The organism is Amycolatopsis jejuensis, from assembly GCF_000717335.1.
GTDB classification, from domain to species: Bacteria; Actinomycetota; Actinomycetes; order Mycobacteriales; family Pseudonocardiaceae; genus Amycolatopsis; species Amycolatopsis jejuensis.
In genome coordinates this window covers 475,324-493,979 of record NZ_JNYZ01000012.1, presented here as the reverse complement: position 1 = coordinate 493,979, position 18,656 = coordinate 475,324, and the positions used below count along the sequence as shown (strand labels likewise).

The 18,656-nt window shown below is 68.6% G+C and carries 17 protein-coding genes; 12 read left to right on the top strand and 5 right to left on the bottom strand.

Annotated elements, in window-relative coordinates; all coding sequences use genetic code 11:
• Positions 1-187: 187 nt before the first annotated feature.
• Both OO71_RS19850 and OO71_RS19845 read left to right on the top strand, forming a co-directional pair.
• A complete protein-coding gene (locus OO71_RS19850) occupies positions 188-2,137 on the top strand; it encodes an N-acetylmuramoyl-L-alanine amidase (RefSeq protein WP_033291241.1) in 1,950 nt (649 codons plus the stop codon).
• 159 nt (positions 2,138-2,296) lie between these two features.
• Positions 2,297-4,210: an N-acetylmuramoyl-L-alanine amidase gene (locus OO71_RS19845; RefSeq protein ID WP_033291240.1), complete on the top strand. Its 1,914-nt coding sequence runs from the start codon at positions 2,297-2,299 to the stop codon at positions 4,208-4,210.
• A 39-nt stretch (positions 4,211-4,249) separates the two neighbouring features.
• On the opposite strand, the gene OO71_RS19840 is transcribed toward OO71_RS19845, so the two are convergent.
• Together OO71_RS19840 and xrtP are read right to left on the bottom strand one after the other, a co-directional pair.
• Positions 4,250-5,635: an XrtP-associated glycosyltransferase gene (locus OO71_RS19840; protein ID WP_033291239.1), complete on the bottom strand. Its 1,386-nt coding sequence runs from the start codon at positions 5,633-5,635 to the stop codon at positions 4,250-4,252.
• Positions 5,632-6,138, bottom strand: a complete 507-nt coding sequence (xrtP, locus tag OO71_RS19835) for an exosortase P (RefSeq protein ID WP_033291238.1) — start codon at positions 6,136-6,138, stop codon at positions 5,632-5,634. The genes OO71_RS19840 and xrtP overlap by 4 nt, the downstream gene beginning before the upstream one ends.
• A 378-nt stretch (positions 6,139-6,516) precedes the next feature.
• Between xrtP and OO71_RS19830 the strand changes: the two genes are divergently transcribed.
• The 3 genes from OO71_RS19830 to wecB all read left to right on the top strand — a co-directional run bounded on the left by OO71_RS19830 (position 6,517) and on the right by wecB (position 8,702).
• Positions 6,517-7,284, top strand: a complete 768-nt coding sequence (locus OO71_RS19830) for a choice-of-anchor protein CoaP (RefSeq protein WP_033291237.1) — start codon at positions 6,517-6,519, stop codon at positions 7,282-7,284.
• A 20-nt stretch (positions 7,285-7,304) separates the two neighbouring features.
• Positions 7,305-7,484, top strand: coding sequence for an LPXTG cell wall anchor domain-containing protein (locus tag OO71_RS19825; RefSeq protein ID WP_033291236.1), 180 nt, complete (start codon positions 7,305-7,307; stop codon positions 7,482-7,484).
• Between the two features lie 69 nt (positions 7,485-7,553).
• Positions 7,554-8,702, top strand: a complete 1,149-nt coding sequence (gene wecB / locus OO71_RS19820; RefSeq protein WP_033291235.1) for a non-hydrolyzing UDP-N-acetylglucosamine 2-epimerase — start codon at positions 7,554-7,556, stop codon at positions 8,700-8,702.
• On the opposite strand, the gene tsaD is transcribed toward wecB, so the two are convergent.
• The 3 genes from tsaD to tsaB are packed head-to-tail and all read right to left on the bottom strand — an operon-like array spanning position 8,699 to position 10,889.
• Positions 8,699-9,745, bottom strand: coding sequence for a tRNA (adenosine(37)-N6)-threonylcarbamoyltransferase complex transferase subunit TsaD (tsaD, locus tag OO71_RS19815; protein ID WP_033291234.1), 1,047 nt, complete (start codon positions 9,743-9,745; stop codon positions 8,699-8,701). The genes wecB and tsaD overlap by 4 nt on opposite strands.
• The gene (gene rimI / locus OO71_RS19810; protein WP_033291233.1) at positions 9,745-10,227 is read right to left on the bottom strand and encodes a ribosomal protein S18-alanine N-acetyltransferase; all 483 of its coding nucleotides are present in this window, start codon (positions 10,225-10,227) and stop codon (positions 9,745-9,747) included. The genes tsaD and rimI overlap by 1 nt, the downstream gene beginning before the upstream one ends.
• A complete protein-coding gene (tsaB, locus tag OO71_RS19805) occupies positions 10,224-10,889 on the bottom strand; it encodes a tRNA (adenosine(37)-N6)-threonylcarbamoyltransferase complex dimerization subunit type 1 TsaB (RefSeq protein ID WP_033291232.1) in 666 nt (221 codons plus the stop codon). Before tsaB ends, rimI begins: the two co-directional genes overlap by 4 nt.
• Positions 10,890-11,071: 182 nt before the next feature.
• Here tsaB and OO71_RS19800 point away from each other — a divergent pair, with 182 nt between their 5' ends.
• The 7 genes from OO71_RS19800 (at position 11,072) to OO71_RS19770 (ending at position 18,638) form a co-directional block, all read left to right on the top strand.
• On the top strand, positions 11,072-11,554 hold the full coding sequence (locus tag OO71_RS19800) for a hypothetical protein (RefSeq protein ID WP_211260557.1): 483 nt from the start codon (positions 11,072-11,074) through the stop codon (positions 11,552-11,554).
• A 4-nt stretch (positions 11,555-11,558) separates the two neighbouring features.
• Positions 11,559-12,146: a DUF3558 domain-containing protein gene (locus OO71_RS19795; protein ID WP_033291231.1), complete on the top strand. Its 588-nt coding sequence runs from the start codon at positions 11,559-11,561 to the stop codon at positions 12,144-12,146.
• Positions 12,146-13,390, top strand: a complete 1,245-nt coding sequence (locus tag OO71_RS19790) for a hypothetical protein (RefSeq protein ID WP_033291230.1) — start codon at positions 12,146-12,148, stop codon at positions 13,388-13,390. The genes OO71_RS19795 and OO71_RS19790 overlap by 1 nt, the downstream gene beginning before the upstream one ends.
• Positions 13,391-13,393: 3 nt before the next feature.
• Complete coding sequence (locus OO71_RS19785) at positions 13,394-14,140, top strand: ESX secretion-associated protein EspG (RefSeq protein ID WP_033291229.1); 747 nt, start codon at positions 13,394-13,396, stop codon at positions 14,138-14,140.
• A gap of 97 nt (positions 14,141-14,237) precedes the next feature.
• Positions 14,238-15,659, top strand: coding sequence for an acyl-CoA synthetase (locus OO71_RS19780; RefSeq protein ID WP_033291353.1), 1,422 nt, complete (start codon positions 14,238-14,240; stop codon positions 15,657-15,659).
• Positions 15,656-16,972: a carboxyl transferase domain-containing protein gene (locus OO71_RS19775; protein WP_033291228.1), complete on the top strand. Its 1,317-nt coding sequence runs from the start codon at positions 15,656-15,658 to the stop codon at positions 16,970-16,972. Before OO71_RS19780 ends, OO71_RS19775 begins: the two co-directional genes overlap by 4 nt.
• A gap of 283 nt (positions 16,973-17,255) precedes the next feature.
• Entirely contained in the window at positions 17,256-18,638 is a 1,383-nt protein-coding gene (locus OO71_RS19770) for an MFS transporter (RefSeq protein ID WP_033291352.1), read from the top strand.
• Positions 18,639-18,656: the final 18 nt, after the last annotated feature.

Here is an 18,656-nt window from a genome sequence, read left to right as displayed (position 1 = left end):
GGACCGTCTGCTGCGGGCTCCCGAGCCGACAGCCGCATCTCCGTGGCCGATTCCATAGGACTGAACTGATTCACCAGGTAGGCAGGTCCAATGCCCGCCGGGGATATCGATGCGCGGAAAATCCCGCCCGATTTTGCTACATCTGGTTTGATTTTCGCAGATTCCCTGTCGATTCTGGAGTTTTTTCATGTCTCGTTTTGTTCCATGGCGATTAGGCGCCGTCACTGCCGGGTTGCTGGCGCTCGCGGCGGTCGCGGTCACGGTGCCTGCACAGGCGAAGCCCGCCGACGAAGCCCGTCAGCGTGCGTTCGCTGACGCGGCCAGCGAATTCGGGGTCCCGCTCGACGTGCTGCTCGGCGTGTCCTACCTCGAGTCCCGCTGGGATTCCCATCCCGGTTCGGCCAGCAAAGCCGGCGGTTACGGGCCGATGCACCTCACCGATCTGCGCTCGGTCGGCAACGACACCACCGAGTCCGAGCACGACCACGGCGATGCGCGCGGCGACACGTCCCGCCCGATGCTGCAGGTAGCACCGCGCAAGCAGGGCAAACCACCGAAGCCGAGCGCTCCGCCTCCCGGCAGCCAGACGATCGACAAGGCTGCCGAACTGCTCGGCACCGACGCGGACACCCTGCGCAAGGACCCCGCCGAGAACATCCGCGGCGGCGCTGCACTGCTGGCGGACTACCAACGCCAGCTGGGTATCAAGAGCGCCAACGTGAAGGACTGGTATGGCGCGGTCGCCCGCTACAGCGGTTCTGACGACCTCAATGGTGCGCGCACCTTCGCCGACGAGGTCTTCAACACCATCCGCAGCGGCATCGCGCACCGGACCGACGACGGCCAGTCGGTCAAGCTCGCTCCGAAGCCCGACGCGGCTCCGGACCGTGCGCAGGCGGACCGGCTCGGTCTGCGCGCCGACACGACGAACGCGACGAACGCGGCCGAGTGCCCGCAGTCGCTGACGTGCGAGTGGAAGCCTGCACCGTTCCAGAAGCTGGACGACGGCACGTACGTCGGTTACGACAAGGCAGACCGGCCGAAGAGCCAGAAGATCGAGTACATCGTCATCCACGACACCGAAGGCGCCTGGGACGGCACCCTCAAGGATGTGCAGACGCCGCGCCCAAAGCTGGCCGCGTGGAACTACATGGTGCGTTCCAGGGACGGGCTGGTCGCCCAGGCCGTGGCCACCAAGGACATCGGCTGGCACGCAGGCAACTTCTACGTGAACTCGAAGTCCGTTGGCGTGGAGCACGAGGGCTTCGCAGGAAAGGGCACGTGGTACACCGAGGCGATGTACCGAGCATCGGCGAAGCTCGTCGGCTACCTCGCCAAGCGCTTCGGGATTCCGCTGGACCGCGAGCACATTCTGGGCCACGACACCGTGCCGGGGCCGGACAAGGCCCACATCCCGGGGATGCACTGGGACCCGGGCCCCTACTGGGACTGGGCGCACTACTTCGACCTGCTCGGCGCCCCGCTGCAGCACTACGGCACGCCGGGCTCGAAGGTGGTCATGATCGCGCCGGACTTCTCGATCAACAAGCCCGCCTTCACCTCATGCGAGGGGGACAACGACACAAAGCCTTGCCCCGAAAGGGGTTCCTCGGCGGTGGTGCTGCGCACCGAGCCGAACGACACCGCACCGTTGCTTTCCGACGTCGGCATGCACGGCAAGAACCCGTCCACCATGCGCGTCGACGACATGGCCAGCCGCGTGACGACCGGCCAGAAGTACGTGGTCGCCGAGACGAAGGGCGACTGGACGGCAATCTGGTACCTCGGCCAGAAGGGCTGGTTCCGCAACCCGGGCGACGCGCCCACCGCGTACCCGGCCAACGGCCGGATCGCAACGCCCAAGGCGGGTAAGCAAAACGTGCCGGTCTACGGACGGGCGTACCCGGAGGCGGAGGCCTATCCGAAGGACATCAAGCCACAGGAGCTGGCGCCGCTGCCGTACCAGTTCAGCGCGGGTCAGCAGTACGCGGCCGGCCCGATCGTGGACTCGGAGTACTACAAGGCCTCCTTCGACAGCGCAACGAACAAGCTGGTGAAGGGCAAGACGAAGTACGTACAGGTCCAGATCGGGTACCGCACGGCCTTCGTCAACCAGGACGACGTCGACCTGAGCTGACCGTCTCTTCGAGGGGCTGTGCCGGGATGGTGGACCGGCACAGCCCCTGTACAGGCACGCCCGGTGCCCCTTCGCGCCATCCGCGCGCCGAAACCTCACCCGATATGGCCCCACCTGGTTGGATTTGCGCGGAACACTTTCCCAACCTGGAGCCATTCCATGTCCCGATCTGTCCCGTGGCGGCTCGGCGCCGTCACTGCCGGGTTACTGGCCCTCGCCGCGGTTGCGGTGGCGGTGCCGGCTACCGCGCAGCCTGCCGACGAAGCTCGTCAGCGGGCGTTCGCTGACGCGGCCAGCGAGTTCGGGGTCCCGCTCGACGTGCTGCTCGGCGTGTCGTACCTCGAGTCCCGCTGGGACTCGCACGCCGGCGCGCCCAGCACTGCTGCCGGGTACGGGCCGATGCACCTCACCGACGTGCGTACGGCCGGCCTCAGCGGCACTGAGTTCGACGACCCCGACGAAGACCCCCGTGGCGACGATTCCCGGCCTAACCTCCGGCTGAAACCCCTCAAACCGGTCGCGCCGCCACCCAGTAGCCAGACCATCGACAAGGCAGCCGCACTGCTCGACAAAGACGTGGCGACGCTGCGTACGGACCCGGTACAGAACATCCGCGGCGGCGCTGCCCTGCTCGCGGACTACCAGAAACAGCTCGGCGTAAAGAGCGACAACGCGAAGGACTGGTACGGCGCTGTCGCGCGCTACAGCGGTGCCGAAGACCTGGCGGGTGCGCGTACGTTCGCCGATGAGGTCTTCAGCACCATTACCAGCGGCATTGCCCGCCGGACCGACGACGGTCAGTCCTTGAAGCTCGCGGCGGCGGCCGGGGTCACGCCGGACCGCGCGCAGGCGGACCGGCTCGGGCTGCGCGTCGGCGCGAAGCCGGCCACCGAGTGTCCGCGGTCGCTGTCGTGCGAGTCGGTGCCCGCGCCGTTCGAAAAGGTCGGCAACGGCTACGGCAACTACGACAAGGCGGAGCGGCCGAGCAGCCAGAAGATCGACTACATCGTCATCCACGACACCGAGGGCACCTGGGACGCGGTCATGAACCAGGCCAAGACCCCTGGCCAGCTCGCGTGGCACTACACGGTGCGCTCGTCCGACGGCATGGTCGCCCAGCACGTCCCGACCAAGGACGTCGGCTGGCACGCCGGGAACTGGTACGTGAACACCAAGTCCATCGGCGTGGAGCACGAAGGCTACGCCGCGCTGGGCACCTGGTACACCGAGGCGATGTACCGGTCGTCGGCGAAGCTGGTGGGCTACCTCGCCCGCCGCTACGGCGTTCCGCTCGACCGCGCGCACCTCCTCGGCCACGACAACGTGCCCGGCCCCACCGCGGACCGGATCAAGGACATGCACTGGGACCCGGGTCCGTACTGGGACTGGGCGCACTACTTCGACCTGCTCGGCGCCCCGCTGCGGCACTACGGCTCGCCGCACTCGCGCGTGGTCATGATCGATCCGGACGTCTCGGTGAACCGCCCCTCCTTCACCGGCTGTGACAAGATCGGGTCCGGGAAGCCTTGTCCGGAGCGGGGTTCCGGCGCGGTCGTGCTGCACACCGAGCCGAGTGACTCGGCGCCACTGCTGCCCGACGTCGGCATGCACGGCCCGAACCCGTCCACAATGGACGTCGCGGACGTCGCCAGCCGGGTGGCCACCGGCCAGAAGTACGTCGTCGCGGACACGAAGGACGACTGGACCGCGATCTGGTACCTCGGTCAGAAGGGCTGGTTCCGCAACCCGGGCGACGCGCCGACGGCGTATCCGGCCAGCGGGCACGTCGTGACTCCCAAGCCGGGCAAGGAAAAAGTCGCGGTCTACGGGAGCGCGTACCCGGAGGCGAGCGCCTATCCCAAGGGCGTCCCGGCGCAGGAGCTCAAGCCGCTGCCGTACCAGCTCGGCGCGGGTCAGCAGTACACCGTGGGCGGGACCACCGGCTCGGAGTACTACTCGTCCGGCTTCGACACCACCAAGAACCAGGTGGTGGAGGGCGAGGCGGAGTACGTGGAGATCCAGCTGGGCCACCGCGTCGCGTACGTCAACCGCGACGACGTGGACTTCCGCTAGCGGTCTCGTGGGTGGCTGTGCCGGACCGGGCACAGCCACTCACGAGTCCAGCGCCACCTTCACGCCCGCGGACGCCTCGGTGTTGCGCCGGGTCTTGGCCCAGCCGTTGCGCCCGCGGATCAGGCGGAACAGCGCGCGCCACGACGTGATGTAGAACGTGTAGATGTAGCCCGCGTACAGCAGGCCCATGCCCAGACCGCGGAAGATGTTGCGGCTGCGCAGGCATTTCATCTGGTAGATCGGGCCCCACACGATGAACGGCAGCAGCCCGAACGACCCGTAGATGGCGAACAGGATCCAGGCGCCGCCGGTGAACCACGTCCACACCTGGCCGGGGTCGCCTGCCGTGCTCACCAGCAGCAGGATGAACGGCACCGGGTACAGCAGCGAGCCGAGCAGCTGCATCCACGGCTGCGCCAGGTAGTACATCATCTCGGCAGCGCCCAGCGTGGACACGTGCGGCGAGTCCCAGATCCGGCGCAGGTACCGCATGCACTGCATGGTCCCCTGCCCCCAGCGGGTGCGCTGCACGAGGAACCGGCGGAGGCTGTAGAGCCCCTCCTGCGCCACGTGCGAGTCCGGGGTGAACCCGGTGCGCCAGCCCGCGGTGAGCAGGTGCACGCCGAGCTCGAAGTCCTCCAGCAGCGACCCGCGCCACGGCTCGAGATCCTCGCCCGCGATGGAGTCCAAGGCGGACAGCCGGGTGAACTGCCCGTTGCCGCCCATGGAAATCGTGCCGGTGAAGCCGCGGGACGTCTGGATCGCCGCGATCGCCGTGCGGAACTCCAGGTCCTGCAGCTGCGCCAGCTTGAGCCCGAACGCGCGGGAGAACCACGTGCGCCCCGGCGGGCGGGTGCGGGCGTTGCTCATCCGGACGTCGAGCTGCACGGCGCCGACGGTCTCGTCGCCGAAGAGATGGTCCGCCGCGCACACCTCGAGGCAGTTGGGCGCGGGTCGGCCGTCGGCATCGACCACGACGACCACCACGCGGTCGCGGTCCACGTCCGGCTCCAGCCACTCGTCGAGCTCGCGGTACGCGGCGTTGAGCGCGTCTCCCTTGCCGGTCCGCGCTTCCGGGCGGCGGCGGGCCACCAGGTGCAGATGCGGGTCGTACCCGCCGTTGCGGCGCCACACCGAGCGCACGACGCGGGCGGTGCGGTCGTCGGAATCGTCGTCGACGACCCACACGTGCGCGCGGCGGAACGTGGTGCGCAGGTACCGCACGGTCTCGCGGATCACCACCTCCTCGTCGCGGCAGGGGACGAAGAAGTGCCAGGAGAAGTCGTCCGGATCGCCGAGCGGGGCGGGCTTGCGGCGCAGGTACGGCACCACGATCACGACGACGTACACGATGAACGCGACGCTCATGGTGAGCGCGAACGCCTGCGTGATGGACAGCAGGATCTTGAGGCCGGAACCCGTCACGACGCGGCCTGCTTCTCGGCCTTCGACCTGCGGGTGGCGAGCCACACGAAGAGCACCAGCGACACCGCGCCGCCGAGCACGCTGACCATCGAGCCGAGCAGCGTGTGGCCCCAGTAATAGCCCTCGTCGGTGCCGAGACCGTTGACGAGACCGACGATGGTGAGAATTCGCAACTGATTAACCAGAATGACCGCAATCACGGAAATTCCCAGCGAAAAAAAGAGCCGGCGTGCATTCTGCGGACGGAACCAGAGCATCACCGCGGTTACCAATAGCAACGGAAGAAGAAGGAATACCGAGGAGCATTCCGGGGTCATTCGCAACCCGAATGGAGTATCGCTGGACAACCCAAAGTAGACCGATTCCCGATCACCAGCGACATAGACCCCCGATGAGGTGATCACCCGAAGGATGAGCCCGGCCAATTGCACCTCGAGTTCCCGGTATCCGCGCTCGAGAAGCACGAGCACGACCCCGGCGGCGAGCACCCCGAAAACCGCCATACGCAGGGGAAACCGGGATGCGCTCGACACCGGCGCGTTGACTGTTGTCACGACGAACCTCTCCGGTCGAAACCCAGTGGAAACGATGTGGACCCCGTGTGCGAGCCTAGAACACGGCGGTCCCCCCATTCGACGGGTGTCCCCTTTCCGGGGACGTCCGAGCAGCCTTCGGCACATTTAGAGAAAACCTTGCTAGGCCGTTCGGGTGAAGATTCACTCGACCTGGGAGAAACCGCAGATTTATCACTCGATGCGGTGATCCGGCGAAAAAAGCGTGCCATTTTTCAATGCCGCACCGATATTCGATTCGCGTGCCGACTCTTGCTCAGCGGGATTCGTCCGTGCAGCGGCTCGGCCTGACAAAAAATCGGAGGACCAGTGAAGAGACACCTCGTGCGACGAGGCGGATTGCTCGCCGCTGTCGTGGCGAGCATCGCCCTGGCCGGAGCCGTTCCGGCCAGCGCCGCTCCCGGTGACGGGTCGGCCTACGGCGTCGACGTCGACGTGAAGCTGCTCGGGCAGCCCGCGGTGAAGCTCGGCCCGATCGCCGCGTCGAACACCAACGGCCCGACCAGCAACACCGCGGTGAACGCGAACGTGCCCGGAATCCTGACCGCAGGCGTGATCAAGACGTCCGCCGTGCGCGACGACAACTCCGGTGCGGTCACGTCGAAGGCCTCGGTCGCCGACGTCGGCGTGCCGCTGCTGCAGGCCGCGCTCGGCAAGGTCGGCGTGAAGGCCGTCGAGGCCGTGTGCACCGCGACCCAGGAAGGTGTGAAGGGCAGCAGCACGCTGGCCGACGCGAACCTGGGCAGCCTTGGCAAGATCGACGCCAACCCGGCGGCGAACACGCAGCTCAAGGTGGCGATCGGCCCGCTGCACATCGCGACGCTGATCCTCAACGAGCAGATCAAGAACAAGGACGGCAGCCTCACCGTCAACGCGCTGCACCTGAAGCTGCTCGGCGGCACCGGGCTCGGCGCGATCGGTTCGGGTGACGTGATCCTGTCCTCGGCGACCTGCGGCCCGGCCGCGCCGCCGATGCCGCTCGCTTCGGGAGCAGGCATGTGGGTCGGCTTCGGCGTGCTCGCCGCCATCGCCGTACCGGTCGGTCTTCGCTTCACCCGGCGGCGTTCGGCCGCCTGATCCCGTGAGGTGATGGATCGATGTACAAGATGCCTGGCGCCGGAGTCGGCGTCGCCGGTGGCGGGGTGGGTACCCTCGCCGCCACCGGTGCCGACGTCGGCTGGTGGGTCACGATGGGCGTACTGCTGGTGATCCTCGGGATCGCCGCGCTGATCGCCGTCCACCGCCGCAACCGGCGGTTCGCCCGCTCGGACGGCTGAATCACCCGGGCTGCCGGCGTTCCCCCGCCGGCAGCCCGGTTTTCGGGGACACTCGGAAGGGTGAACGTAGTGGATGTGATGCTGCTGGCCGGTACGCGACCGGAGGCGGTGAAGCTCGCCCCGCTCGCGCTGGCGCTGGACGCCCGGCCAGGGCTGCGGCCGCTCGTCGTCCACAGCGGACAGCATCAGGGCATGGTCGAGCAGGCGCTCGTACCGTTCGGGGTGACCGTGGACGCGTGGCTGGACGTACCGCCACGGGTGTCCGGCACGCAGGCCGAACTGGTGTCCGGGTTGCTACCCGCGCTGGACGAAACGCTGCGCCGGTACGCGCCGTCAGCGGTCGTCGTACAGGGCGACACCACCACCGGGCTGGCCGGCGCGCTCGCCGCGTTCTGGCTCGGCATTCCGGTGGTACACCTCGAAGCCGGGCTGCGCACGAACGACCTGACGTCGCCGTTCCCCGAGGAGGGGACCCGGCAGATGATCTCGCGGATCGCGGCCCTGCACCTGGTCCCCACGCCCGCCGCGGCGGCTGCCCTGCGGGCCGAAGGCGTGCCCGCGGAACGGATCGTGCGCACCGGCAACACGGTGGTCGACGCGGTGCTGGCGGTGGCCGCCCGCGACCTGCCCGCGCGGGATCAAGCGCTTGCGTTGCTGGAGATGGGGATTGCCGAGGCGGGCGAGCAGTTGGTGCTGGTCACGTCGCATCGCCGAGAGTCGTGGGGCGAACCGATGGCGCGCACGCTCGCTGCGGTCCGCCGGATCGTCGATGCGCATCCGAGCGTGCAGGTGTTGTTCCCGGTGCATCCGAATCCGGCGGTGCGGACGCAGGTCGAGGAAGCTTTGGGCGGAGTCCCGCGGGTCACTGTCACCGAGCCGCTGGAGTACCCGGATCTGGTGCGCGCTCTGCGGCTGGCGTCGCTGGTGCTCACGGATTCGGGTGGTATCCAGGAGGAAGCGCCGACGTTCGGTACGCCAGTGCTGGTACTGCGCGACACGACGGAACGCCCGGAAGGCGTCGAGGCAGGTTGCGCGTGGCTAGTGGGGACTGACGAGGGCTTGATCACGGAAACGGCCGCGCGCATCCTCCGCGGGGATCTTTGCGCTGCGGCGTCGGCCAATCCGTACGGTGACGGGTCGGCGGCTGAGCGTTCTGTGGTGGCGATCGAAGCGTTGCTGGGTATCTCCGCGGCCGCGGGGCTTCAGGCCACCAGCTAGAGCGACACCACACCCACCGGCAGGCCTGGATTCGCGGAGAAGTCCAGCGGCGCCACCGGCCGGCCCGCGGCCACCACGTGTGCACCCAACGCCGCGATCATCGCGCCGTTGTCCGTGCACAGCCGCGGCCGCGGGACCCGCAGCTCGATGCCTGCCTCGGCGCAGCGTTCCGCGGCCAGCTCGGACAGGCGCGAATTCGCTGCCACCCCACCGGAAATCACCAGCGTGCCGACGCCTTGCTCGCGGGCCGCGCGGATGGCTTTCGCCGTCAGCACGTCCGCCACTGCTTCCTGGAACGACGCGGCGACGTCGTTCACCGGGACCTCGGCGCCGGTGCGTTCGGCGTTCTCCACCCATCGCGCCACGGCGGTTTTCAAGCCGGAGAAGGAAAAGTCGAACTTCGCGTCGCGGGGGCCGGTCATTCCGCGGGGGAACGCGATCGCTTTGCGGTTACCCTGTTTGGCTGCCTTGTCGATCGGCGGGCCGCCCGGGTACGGCAGGGCCAGCACGCGCGCGACCTTGTCGTACGCCTCCCCCGCTGCATCGTCCACAGTGGACCCCAGCTCGGTGATGCTCAACGCGATGTCGTCCACGCGCAGCAGCTGCGTGTGCCCGCCGGACACCAGCAGCGCCAGCACCGGTGACGGCAGCGGACCGTGCTGCAGCGTGTCCACCGCGATGTGCCCGGCGAGGTGATTCACGCCGTACAGCGGAACGTCCAGCGCGGTCGCGTACGCCTTCGCGGCGGAAACGCCCACCAGCAAAGCGCCCGCCAGGCCCGGCCCGGCGGTGACGGCAATGGCGTCCACATCGGACAGTTTCAGCCCGGCCGTGGCGAACGCCCGCTCAACGGTGGGCACCATCGCTTCGAGGTGCGCCCGGCTGGCGACCTCGGGTACGACGCCGCCGAAGCGCGCGTGCTGCTCGACGCTGGAGGCGACCTCGTCGGCGAGCAGTTCCACCGCGCCGTCGTCGTGCAGCCGGACGAGGCCGACGCCGGTCTCGTCGCAGGAGCTTTCGATTCCCATGATGACGCGCGACATCAGCCGGCCACCTCGTCTCGTGCCGGGGCCTGCGCGGGGCGGGCCATGGTGAACGCGTCTGCACCGGACGGCTGGTAGTAGCGCTTCCGGATACCTAGCTTCTGGAAACCGTGTGCCTCGTACAGGCCGACAGCGGTGTCGTTGTCCGTACGCACTTCGAGGAACACCTGTGCGCGCAGCTCGTCGGCGCGTGTCAGAAGCGCCCGAAGCAACGTCTTACCGACGCCTTGTCCTTGCGCCTCCGGCACAACGCCGATGGTGTGTACGGTCGCTTCGTAGTCGCCGCGATGGCCGACGACGGCGAGGCCCGCGTACCCGAGCAGCTGCGTACCGTCGTCCGTACGCGCGGCTAGGTAGTAGTGGCCTTGGTCGAGTTCGGAGTGGAACGCGCGCGCACTCCATGGGTCGTCGCCGGGGAAGAGGATCTTCTCGATCTCCGCACACTTCGCGACGTCAGCGCGGCGCAGTTGGTCGAGTTTCACGGCGCGGTCACCCTCTTGCGCGCTGTGGGCTCGACAGCGTCCGGACGACGTAGGTACAGCGGCGTGAGCGGCTCCGGCTCCGCGCGCGACAGAAGCGCCGTACGCGCGACGCGCACCAGCCCCGACGGCGAAGGGAACCGCGGCTCGATCGGGACCACGCCTACCGCGTCCGCATACTGCAGCGCACCGTCACCGGCAGCGACGCGTACACCGGTGTCGACCTCAGCGGGACGCTGGACGTGCGGACCGTCGACCCGAGCGCCCGAAGCGTCGTACGCAGCCCAGTAGACCTCGCGGCGGCGCGCGTCGGTGAAGACGAGGAACGGCTTGTCCGTACGCACGACGTCGGCGGCGATGGCGTCGAGGCTGCACACCGGGTACGCGGGGATGCCGAGCGCGTGCGCGTACGCCGCCGCAGTGGCCATCCCGGCCCGCAGCCCGGTGAACGGCCCAGGGCCGACCCCGCAGACGATCGCGTCGAGCTCTCGCAGCGTGACCCCGGCTTCCTCGGCCGCGGCGAGCGCATGCGGGGCGATGAGCTCACCATGCGCCCGCGGATCCACCGTGACGCGGTCCGCCCGAGTGACGAGTTCCGCCTCGTCGACGGCGACAATGCCCGCGGTCACCGCCGGGGTCGCCGTGTCGATCGCCAGTACCAGCACGGTGTCCCAGCGTAGTCCTGCCCATCGCCCGCACTGGTCACCCGCCCTGCAACCGGCGGCACCGGCACCACGACATCGGGCGAATTCGCCGCCGTGGGGAACCACATTTGGCTATCCTCGGTCACATTGTCGGCAGTTGCAGACAGTGCTACTGCGATCACGAGGCGAAGGGGAGCGCAATCGTGAGCGACGACCAGTCCTCCGGGGCGAGGCACCACCGGGCCGGCTATCTCAGCCCGGAAGAACAGGCGAAACGCGACGCACAGGACAAGCGGTTCAACGAGGCCATGAGCACGGCAGGCACGCGCATCTACCAGCAGCGCGCCGCCGACGACGCCAAGGTCGACGCCGCTGCGGCAGGCGGCGGGTTCACGATGGACATCGACGCGATGAAATCCCTGCTCCCGGAGTGGCAGGGCATCGCAGACGAACTGAATGACATGATCAACGACGGGCAGCAGCTGCGAGGCGTCACCAAACCCGCCGAAGACCCCGCGAGCACTTTGCAGAAGAAGGCAGCCGACAGCCACGCCGATGCCTATGTCGCGAGCCTCCAGCAGCAACAAGCCTATGCACAAGGCTACGCAGACCAGTTGAAGCAAGCCATCGCCAAGTACGAGCAACAAGACCAGGCAAACGCACACGGCCTGGACAAGCGAGGATGACCCGGTGACGAAAACCATCAACCGCGCCGCGGCGATCGGCCTCGTGCTCCTCGCGGCCACGGCTTGCTCGTCCACCCCCGGCACACCGCCTGCGAGTACCGCGCCGCCGTCCAGCACCGGCCCGCAAGTCCCCCAGGTAGCCAACCCGCTCAACGTCGGCAAATACGAACAGGACCCCTGCGCCGCCCTGACTCAGGCGCAAGCCACCGAGGTATTCGGCGCAGTGCGAAACAGGAAAGCCCCGGGCAACGTCGCACCCGCTTGTGCCTGGAACGACAGCGACAACAGCAGCATTCACCTCGGATTCCTCCCCGGGCAAGGAGGACTGCAGACTGTCTACAAGAACAGCATCGATGCAGGTGGCGGATACTTCGAACCATCTCCGGCCATCTCTGACCATCCAGCTGCATTCTCCGGCGTTCACGACGACCGCCAGAGCGGAGGATGCCAGGTGTTCGTCGGCGTCACCAACGAGGAAACGTTCTCGGTTTCGTCCAATCTCCGCCCGAGTTCGAGTTCCTACCGCGATCCGTGCGCACTGGTGACCAAGGTTGCCGAAGCCGCGCTGGCCACGATCAAGGCAGGTGCCTGATGGGACTCACTCCGCAACAGATCATCGACCTGATCAACCGCGGCAAAGGGCCGGCCGGGATGTACGACGGCGCGCACGTTGCGAACGGGCTGTCCCAGCGACACAACGACATCGCCGACCGGATGCTGCAGCTGCAAGGCAAGATGAGCCAGTACTGGGAAGGGGACGCCGCAGGCCAGGCCTATGCCGGTGCCGGCCCGCTCGTCCAGGCCTCCAAGGTCAGCGGCCGGCACCTCGCGCAGGCCCAGCAGCTCTACACCGGCCAGGGCAGCTCGTTCGCCGACCTGAACGGCAAGATCAAATCCGTCGGCAACCTCGGTGACCGGCCTGCCGACGACTGGGTCAGCGACACCCCGTTGTCGTTCCTGTCCAACCGGGCCGACGAGATCGATGCATGGGACCAGAAGGCCAAGATCGTCACCGAGAGCTACGGCAGCTACCACGGTCAATCCACGGACAACTCCAGCCGATGGGCGGATCCGTCGCAGTACGGGGAGCTGGCGTTGCCGTCGGCAGGCGGAGATTTCTCCATCACGCCGCCCGGTGAGACCGGGACCGGGCACCTGCCGTCGCGCTATTCCGACGGGCATCACGGTCAGACCGGCAGCCGCCCGGGCCACGACAGCGGCGGGACTGGGACCGGCCCAGGCGACCACAGCGTTTCCACCGGCGACGGACACAACCCCGGCTCGCAGAACTGGCTCGAGCCGGGTGCACCGCAGGTCGACCGGACAGTCCCAGGCAATACGACGACCACCTCCGGCGCCACGCTGCCGCCAACCGCATCGAACCCGGCCACCGGCAGCTACCCGGGCAGCGGCACGACCTTCGGGCCGGGCTCGGTCGGACCCGGCAGTGGGTTCGCCCCCGGCAGTGGGTTCGCCCCCGGCAATGGGTTCGCCCCTGGCAATGGGTTCGGCTCCGGCGGGGCCACCGGCTCGGGCAGTGGCAGTGGCAGTGGCAGTGGCGGCCGCGGAGCCGGTGGTAGCAACAACCTCGGCCGGGGCGCCGGGACCGGTTCCGGCACGCCGGGCGGCGGTCAGTCCGCCCCGCGAGGTGGCGCGGGCACGGCCGCAGCGAACGGACGACCAGGCTCACCCGGGATGGCCGGGATGGGTCGCGGCGGTGGCAAGAACGATGAGGACAAGGAGCACAAGAGGGCTGACTACCTGATCGAGGCCGACCCCGACGACGCGTTGGTGGGCAAGCTGCCGAAAGCAGTTCCGCCGGTGATCGGCCTGTAGTCCGTGCTCGTGCTCAATCGCGAACTGCTGCTGCCGGTCGACTGCCTGCCGCTGGCGGCCGAGCTGGCCGGCGTGTCCCTTCCGGCGGCGCTCGCGCCCACCCCGCGGTGGCGGGAGCCGGGGGAAGCCGGCGAGTACCGCGACGTCGCAGTGCAGAGCCTGACCGAACGAGGGCTGTGGGTTGGCGGCGGTCTGCGTGAGGCCTTCGTCCGCACGATGACTGTGTTGTGCCGTGGCGACATCGAACTGTCCGCGACCGTCGAATCCCAGCCCGCACGCCGTTACCGGCTGGTGGTATCGGCTGCCGGGGTGGACGGGGTCTTGGCCTGCCACGTGCCTGCGTCCGGGCAAGTGTTGGTCCGCCCCGCGCGGCCGGAGGCACTGGCCGAAGAGATGATCAGCGAACTGCCTGCCGTGCCTGCGGCAACCGGGCCGGCGATGTCGGTGCCGGAAGGCGACCTGAGCCTGGCCGCGAACGGCGGAGCGGCACGGCGTGACGTGCGACGGGTGATGGACGTGGTGATGCGGCCCCGCACCGGAGCCGGTCAGATCACCGCGAACACCCGCCACTGGCTGAGTGGCCGCCGATCCAGCGGCAACGACGTCTGCACCTACTACGACACTCCGCAAGGCCGTTACCTGTTCTGGTTCAGCGGCGAACCAGGCTGCGACCGCCACGTGAACGTCGCCCCGGCTCGCCCGGAAACGCTGGCCGGCCAACTGCGCGACCTGCTGGATCGCCTCCGCTGAGGCAACCCCTGCCGGATGTGAATCGTGTCTCAGGTGGGTACCGGCGAGTCGCGGTACGGTGCGAATCCAGGTGCCGGTGACGCAGGAGGTCCGCGAAGTGCCCGATCCGCTGTTTCCCGCAGTCGCCGCCGGTTCCGCCAAGGAAGCACTGCGCTTCGGCGACCGGTCCCTCACCTACGCCGACCTTGGCGCGGTCGCCGGCGCGCTGGCCGCCGAGCTGCCTGCCGGCCGGGTCGCGGTGTGGGCGACGCCGACGATGCACACCAGCGTCGCCGTGGTCGCCGCGCTGCTCGCCGGGGCTCCCGTGGTGCCGCTCAACCCCAAGATCGGCGAGCGCGAAATCACGCACATCCTCGCCGACAGCGCCCCCGCGCTGGTGCTCGCCGAACCGGGTGCCGAGCTGCCTGCCGGGCTGGCCGGCCTGCCCCGGCGCGACATCTCGCTGGACGGCACCGGTACGCCGCCGGCCACCGAACCTGACGAGGAGGCTCCGGCGTTCATCGTCTACACCTCCGGCACCACCGGCCCGCCCAAGGGCGTCGTGCTGCCTCGCCGCGCGATCGCGGCCACCCTCGACGCGCTCGAGGACGCCTGGCAGTGGACCGCCGACGACGTGCTCGTGCACGGGCTGCCGCTCTTCCACGTGCACGGCCTGATCCTCGGCATCCTCGGCCCGCTGCGCCGCGGCGGTTCGGTGCGGCACCTCGGCCGGTTCTCGACCGAGGGCGTCACCCGGGAGCTCTCCGCAGGCGCGACGATGCTGTTCGGCGTCCCGACGATGTACCACCGGATCGCCGAGGCCGTCGCCACCGACCGGCCGCTGGCGGACGCCCTGCGCGGTGCGCGGCTGCTCGTGTCCGGCTCGGCCGCGCTGCCGGTGCACGACCACCAGCGGATCGCGGCGGCGACCGGACAGCAGGTCGTGGAGCGCTACGGGATGTCCGAGACGCTGATGAACACGAGCGTCCGCGCCGATGGTGAGCGGAAACCCGGGTCGGTCGGCGTGCCGCTGGCCGGGGTCGACCTGCGGCTGGTCGACGAGTCCGGCGGCGAGCTCACCGAGCCGGACACCGTCGGGGAAATCCAGGTCCGCGGGCCGAACCTGTTCACCGAGTACCTCAATCGTCCCGACGCGACGGCGGCCGCCCTCGACGGCGGCTGGTTCCGCACCGGCGACATGGCGACCCGCGACCCGGACGGCTACGTGCGGATCGTCGGCCGCAAGGCCACCGACCTGATCAAGAGCGGCGGGTACAAGATCGGCGCGGGCGAGATCGAGAACGCCCTGCTGGAGCACCCCGGGGTGGCCGAGGTGGCGGTGACCGGCGAGCCGGACGACGACCTCGGCGAGCGGATCGTGGCCTGGGTCGTGCCCGAGGGTACCCAGCCGACCGCCGAGGAACTGGCCGACCACGTGGCGAAACTGCTCGCCCCGCACAAGCGCCCGCGCGTCGTACGGTACCTGGACGCGTTGCCCCGCAACGACATGGGCAAGATCATGAAACGAGCGCTGGGATGACCACCGCGCGCGAGCTGCTGGCCGGCCTCACCACGGGCTTCACCGAACTGTCCCTGGCGGACACCGAGGCGGACGACCCGATCGGCTGGCCGGGCTACCCGGAGTCGCGCACGAAGGCGGCAAACCGCACCGCCGAAACCGAATCGGTGATTGTCGGCGAGGCCCGGATCGGCGAGGTACCCACGGTCGTTGTCGCGTGGGAGTTCGGATTTCTCGGCGGCTCCATCGGCCAGCAGACCGGCGACCGGATCGAAGCCGCCTTCGCCCGCGCGAAAGACCGCGGACTACCGGTGGTGTCGTTGCTCGCGACCGGCGGCAGCCGGATGCAGCACGGAATGCGCGCGCTTTCGCAGCTACAGCGGATCGCGCGGCTCTCCGCAGACGCGCGCGCGGCAGGCGTCGCACAGATCTCCGTACTACGCGACCCAACCACCGGCGGCGGCTGGGCAACACTCGGCGCCGGTTCCGACGTCGTGCTCGGACTTCCGTTGGCACAGGTAGGTTTCGCCGGCTCGCGCGTACGCCCGAGGACGTCACCCGCGGAGGCGTACAGCGTCGAAGCGAAACTGGAGTGGGGACAGGTCGACCGTGTCGTCGAGCCGGAGGAACTGCGCGACGTACTGACCCGCTGGCTGCAGCTGTTGACGTCCCGATCGACCGAAGCCGCTCCGCCGCCTTCGGCCCTTCGCGCCGTCACGCCCCCCGAAACCGGTTGGGACGCAGTACGAACCGCGCGCGCGTCTTCGCGAGCGCGCGCACCGGAGTACCTCGACGCGTACTTCGACTGGCGAGAGAACGTACAAGGCGACCGAGCCGGTCACGTCGACGAAGGCGTGCAATGCGGCTTCGGCTGGCGCGAAGGACGCGCGCTCGCGTACGCAACACAGTGCGGCACCGCAACGCGTCCAGCAGGCTTCCGCACCGCCGCACGCCTAGTACGGCTAGCGTCACGCCTAGGGATCCCAGTGCTGACCCTGGTAGACACCCCAGGCGCAGCAAACGACGCCGAAGCCGAAGAAGGCGGCGTAGGCCCAGCAATCGCAGAACTCTTCGAAGCGATCGCCACCGCCGCAGTACCGGTCACCACACTAGTAATCGGCGAAGGCGGCTCCGGCGGCGCACTAGCCTTCGCAACCACCCCCGACGCAACGTGGATCGCGCCAGACGCCTACTTCTCCGTGACCTCGCCAGAAGCCGCAGCGGCGATTCTGAAACGCCCGCTCACCGAGGTACCGGCCGTAGCCGACCAGCTGCTGTTGCGCCCGCAAGACCTAGTCACCCTAGGCCTGGCCCGCGGCATCGTGGAGCCGTAGCTCAGGCGCGGACCCGCCACTTGCGCTGGGCATAGGTCGCCAGGGTGGCCGCCACGGCGACTCCCGCGATTGCACAGCTTGCGATGGCCACGAACACTGCCGTCATTGCGGCTCCTCCTCACCCGGTGCATGGGTATTCACCTGCTACAGCGCATGGTCCCCGGCGTGCGTTACCGCCGCCACCCCGATGCGGGGGTGAGACGTGTCACGTTAGGCTGCCGGTCGCTTGCGGTAAGTGGTGATCGGGCTCTGCGAGGTGAGCCTGGGACGCGAAGGGAGCGATGTGACACACGCAGGGCCGTCGGGCGGCAGCACCGTCACAGACAGCGCGACGATGCGCCGGGCAGTCGGCGCGGCCGCGGTCGGCAACATCACCGAGTGGTTCGACTTCGGCGTCTACGGCTATCTCACCACCACTATCGAGGCCCAGTTCTTCCCGCCGGACCACCCCGCGCTGGCCCAGCTCGCGACGTTCGCCACCTTCGCCGTCGCCTTCCTCGTGCGCCCGCTCGGCGGGCTCTTCTTCGGGCCGCTCGGCGACCGGATCGGCCGGACGAAAGTGCTGGCCGTGACGGTGATCCTGATGGCAACCGGCACATTCCTGATCGGGCTGATCCCGTCGTACTCCTCGATCGGTCTCGCCGCACCGATCCTGCTGGTGTGCGCGCGAATCCTGCAGGGCTTCTCCACCGGCGGCGAATACGCGGGCGCGATGACGTTCATCGCCGAGTACAGCCCGGACCGCCGCCGCGGTTACTTCGGCAGCTTCCTGGAATTCGGCACGTTCATCGGGTACGCCTTGGGCGCGACCGTGTCTTCGGTACTGCCGCTGGTGTCGACGCCGGCGTTCATGGATTCGTGGGGCTGGCGGATCCCGTTCATGGTCGCGCTCCCGCTCGGCATCGTCGGGGTGTACCTGCGGATGCGGCTCGAGGAAACGCCTGCGTTCCAACAACTGCTGGACGAATCGGGCGAACGCGAGAACACTCACGTCGTCCGCACGATCTTCGCGAAATACTGGCCGACGATGCTGCTGGCCGGTGGCCTGGTGGTCACCTGGAACGTCACGAACTACATGCTCACCAGCTATATGCCGACCTACCTCAAGGACACCGACACCATGGCCGCGAACGGCGGCCACGCAATCTCGTCCACGGCGGCCGAGTGGCTGCAGATTGCGGTGTTGTGGCTGGGCGTGCTGCTGATCCCGTTCCTCGGCAGGCTGAGCGACAAGATCGGCCGCAAACCCATCCTGTGGGTCGGCGCGGGTGGCTTGATCGTGCTGGGCATCCCCATGGTGCTACTGCTGAAGAGCGGCTCGATGGCGGCGGTGCTGCTGGGCTTGATCCTGATGGGACTGCTGCTGATCTGCTTCTCGTCCACCTGCCCGTCCACCCTCCCGGCCCTGTTCCCCACGGAAGTCCGCTACGGCGGCTTGTCGATCTCGTTCAACATCTTCGTGTCCGCCTTCGCCGGCACCGTATCGCTGGTGATGAGTGCACTGGTACTGGCCACGGGAGACCTGAAATGGCCCGGCTATTACTTGATGGCAGCCGGGTTCGTCGGCGTAATCACTTTGCTGCGGTTGAAGGAAAACTCGGGCAAACCACTGCCGGGGTCCACCCCTTCGCTCTCCAGTGAGGAAGCTGCCACCCAGCCCCGCTGAAAGTCCGTGAAGGGAACC

Excerpts from the sequence above, each read along its gene's own strand:
- OO71_RS19850 (WP_033291241.1), top strand. The coding sequence starts at position 188 with ATGTCTCGTTTTGTTCCATGGCGATTAGGCGCCGTCACTGCCGGGTTG.
- OO71_RS19845 (WP_033291240.1), top strand. The coding sequence starts at position 2,297 with ATGTCCCGATCTGTCCCGTGGCGGCTCGGCGCCGTCACTGCCGGGTTA.
- xrtP (WP_033291238.1), bottom strand. The coding sequence starts at position 6,138 with ATGGCGGTTTTCGGGGTGCTCGCCGCCGGGGTCGTGCTCGTGCTTCTC.
- OO71_RS19825 (WP_033291236.1), top strand. The coding sequence starts at position 7,305 with ATGTACAAGATGCCTGGCGCCGGAGTCGGCGTCGCCGGTGGCGGGGTG.
- tsaD (WP_033291234.1), bottom strand. The coding sequence starts at position 9,745 with ATGTCGCGCGTCATCATGGGAATCGAAAGCTCCTGCGACGAGACCGGC.
- OO71_RS19790 (WP_033291230.1), top strand. The coding sequence starts at position 12,146 with ATGGGACTCACTCCGCAACAGATCATCGACCTGATCAACCGCGGCAAA.
- OO71_RS19775 (WP_033291228.1), top strand. The coding sequence starts at position 15,656 with ATGACCACCGCGCGCGAGCTGCTGGCCGGCCTCACCACGGGCTTCACC.